This window comes from Microbacterium sp. B19, from assembly GCF_000333395.1.
GTDB lineage: Bacteria > Actinomycetota > Actinomycetes > Actinomycetales > Microbacteriaceae > Microbacterium.
The window spans coordinates 1-3,578 of sequence record NZ_BADA01000022.1 but is presented as its reverse complement, the minus strand read 5'-3'; the positions used below and the strand labels follow the sequence as shown (position 1 = coordinate 3,578).

At 67.8% G+C, this 3,578-nt stretch carries 2 protein-coding genes; both read left to right on the top strand.

Going from position 1 to position 3,578, the window contains the following annotated elements; translation table 11 throughout:
• Positions 1-543: extracellular solute-binding protein (locus I5G_RS00520; RefSeq protein ID WP_022877303.1), on the top strand; the 543-nt coding region annotated here is incomplete at its 5' end.
• 106 nt (positions 544-649) lie between these two features.
• Positions 650-3,541 carry a hypothetical protein gene (locus I5G_RS00515; protein ID WP_022877302.1) on the top strand — a complete coding sequence of 964 codons (2,892 nt, stop codon included), beginning with the start codon at positions 650-652 and terminating at the stop codon, positions 3,539-3,541.
• The last annotated feature ends 37 nt before the right edge of the window (positions 3,542-3,578 follow it).

Below are 3,578 nucleotides of genomic sequence, written 5' to 3'. Positions count from 1 at the left end.
GGGCTACATGCCAGCGTCGACATCGCCCTCTCCGAGCAGGACCCGCTGAACGGTTACCTCGCCGGGCGCTACGCGCTCGTCACCGACGGCAGCTGGATGAACGGCTCCTACCTCGGGCAGGACAAGGTCCCCACGAAGGTCGCTCCCACGCCGGAGGGCCCGAGCGGCAAGCGCGCCAGCCTTTTCAACGGTCTCTCCGACGGCATCTGGGCCGGAAGCAAGAACCAGGATGCCGCGTGGGAGTGGGTCAAGTACCTCGGCTCGGCCGAATGCCAGGACGTCATCGGCGACGCCGCCGTCGTCTTCCCGGCCGTGAAGTCCTCGACGGCGAAGGCCGAAGCAGCCTTCAAGGCCAAGGGGTGGGACGTCACCGGCTTCACCGAGCAGGTTACGGACGGCACCACCAAGCTCCTCCCCATCGCCGACCACTGGTCGGACGTCAACGACACGATGAAGGCGGCCGTCGAGTCGTACCTGAAGGGAGCCTCCGACGCGAGCGCCCTGAAGACCGCGAACGATCAGGTCAACGCGCTGTTCAAGTAAGTCACCGAACCCCGGGGCGTCCGGTACCCGCCGGACGCCCCGGTCCCCCCGCATCCCTCGTTCTCCCCCTCGATCCACCACCCGCACCACGTACGAAGGAGTACACGTGACCAGCCCCCACCTGCCCGCACGCTGGGGTCGCCGAGCGACCGCCTGCGCGGCCTTGTCTGCCCTGGTGTTGTCCGGTCTGGCGGTCGGCGCCGCCGCACCGGCGAGCGCCGCGACCGTCGACGTCATCGGCGTCGACTTCAGCAAGACCGACGGCGCCGTCCAGGGCGGCGCTTCGGGGATGCTCTACGGATTGTCGGATGACGGCGTCCCCACGGACGCCATCATCGCGGGCGCTCGGCCCACCAACCTCACGCAGAAGGCGCCGCACGGAGCCCAGCACCCCAACGGCGATCCGCTGCAGGTCGAGCATGCGTTCTTCGAGAACGGCGGGCAGTACCTGATGACGAACATCCAGGACTACTACCCCGACTGGGCCTACAACGGCGGCAGGCGCCCCTCCGACTTCAGCACCTACCTCGACATCGTCCGCAAGGTCGTCAAGAGCGTGGTCGACGAGTCCGACCACCCGGAGAAGTACGTCTTCACCCCCTTCAACGAACCCGACGGCGGCAACTGGTACGCCGACTGGGGAACGATGAAGGACACCTACCTCCAGGACTGGAAGGCCGTCTATCAGGCCATCAAGGAGGTCTACCCGCAGGCGAAGATCGCCGGCAACGGTGACACGCGCTGGCAGTCGACCCGCACGCGGGACTTCCTCACGTTCGCCGAGGCGAACAACGTCCTGCCGGACATCTTCACGTGGCACGAACTCGGGCGCGGCAGCCTGCAGTACTTCCGGCAGCACCTGGCGGAGTACCGCAAGATCGAGAGCGACCTCGGGATGACGGCCCTCCCCGTCAACATCACCGAATACGCCATGCGGCGCGACATGTCCGTGCCCGGAAACCTCGTCCAGTGGCTGGCCATGTTCGAGGACGAGAAGGTCGACGCGGAGACCGCCTACTGGACGTACGCGGGCAACCTCAACGACAACATGGCGAAGAACAACAGCGCCAACGGTGCCTGGTGGCTGCTGAAGTGGTACGGCGACCTTACGGGACAGACGGTCGCCGTCACGCCGCCAGCGCTGAATGCCCCCGACACCCTCCAGGGGCTCGGCTCGATCGACACCGCGAAGAAGCAGGCCACGGTGCTCTTCGGCGGCACGAACAACACCACGCGTCTCGATCTCTCGGGGCTGGATCCGGCGGTATTCGGCAACACCGTCGACATCCAGATCCGCGAGGCGGAGTGGTCCGGTCAAGAAGGCGAGGCGCAGGCGCCGCCGGTCGTGGTCACCAAGCGCGTCGCCGTGGGCGGCACGATCCAGGTAGAGGTGCCCAGCAACAACAGACTGGATGCCTACCAGGCGATCATCACGCCGGCCCTTCCGACCGCTCCGGTCGTCGATCCGAGCTGGTCGACCAGTATCGAGGCGGAGAACACCACGCTGCACGACGTGGCGGCGTACAACCAGGATCCGGCTTCGGACTGGACCTTCTCGGCCTCGGGTGGTCGTGACGTCGGGTCGACGAATAAGGTCACGTCGTCGTTGACGTGGACCGTCGACGTGCCCGCGACCGGCACCTACCGCTTCGGAGCGATCGCCGGCGTCAACGGCTCCAAGATCGGCCCCGGAAAGCACGCCCTGTTCGTCGACGGCCAGAACGCCGCGACGATCGATTACGAGGCGGGTTTCGACTGGAGCTATCGTGGGCGCGGCGAAACCACCGTCCAGCTCACACAGGGCCGGCACGATCTGTCGGTGCGGATGAGCGCGGACGGTTCGACGCTGCTCCCCGGGTCGGACATCTCGCTCGACCGGTTCGACCTCACCCGCATCGACGGCCCTGAGACCACCACCTATCCCGCGGTGCTTTCGCGTACGGACGCGGCGCTCGACTACGCGAAGGGAGCCGTCGCGCTCACCGGCGACAAGACGGCGACCTTCTTCCCGTCGGCGCGGGAGACCGGATACTACGACGTCGCGATCCGCTACACCACCACCGGTGCAGCCGGCCTGGGCGTCACGCTGAACGACCGCAGCATCGGCGGACTGGGAGCGGACAAGGCCGGAACCTGGACCTCGACGGCACGGGTGCACCTCGCCGAAGGCATCACCGAGCTGAAGGTCGGCTCGGCCCAGGGGGCCGCCGTGCAGTCCGTCACCCTCACCCGTGCGGCCGACGGCGACACCGCCACCGTGCACGTCGAGGGCGAGGACGGCTCGAAGATCGCGCTGCACGGAGCGGCGCGTCTCGAGACTCCGGGCCAGCCGACGAACGTGTCCGGGCAGCAGCTCGGATGGCTCGGCGGCGGAGCCGACAACTACGCCACGCTCAGCCGCCCGACGGGTCTCGCCGCGGGTCAGTACGACCTGACGGTGCGCTACTCCAACGCGGAGAAGAACACCGGCCACGCCTACAACACCGACGTCATCACCCGGTTCCTCGACGTGACCGAGGATGGCGGGGCGACCACGCGCGGAGCCTTCCGCAACAACTACTCGTGGAATGGCTTCTGGACCCACACCGTGCCGCTGGACCTGACGACCGCGAGCGGCTCGTTGCGCCTGGGCAACACCACGGGCAACGCCCCCAACATCGACTGGCTCGCCCTGTCGCCGCTGGTGGCGAAGACCACGAACACCGCGGATGCCGCCCTCACGGCGAACGTCGCGGCCTCGACGCGCAAGCTCGCGGGCAAGGTGTACGTCACGGTGGAGGTCACCAACACCTCGGCGGTCGCCGTGGACGTGGCCATCGCCACGAGCTACGGCAAGAAGACCTTCACCGGCGTCCAGCCCGGCAAGAAGGTCAGCACGTCGATCAACACGACGAAGAGCTCTGTCCCCGCGGGGCAGGCGACCGTCACCCTCACCGGGTCCCTGAACGGGTCGACCGTGAACCAGACCCTCACGGCGTCGTACAACGCCCAGAGCTGAACGCGCGGCGGGGGCGGGTCGAATCCGCCCCCCCGCC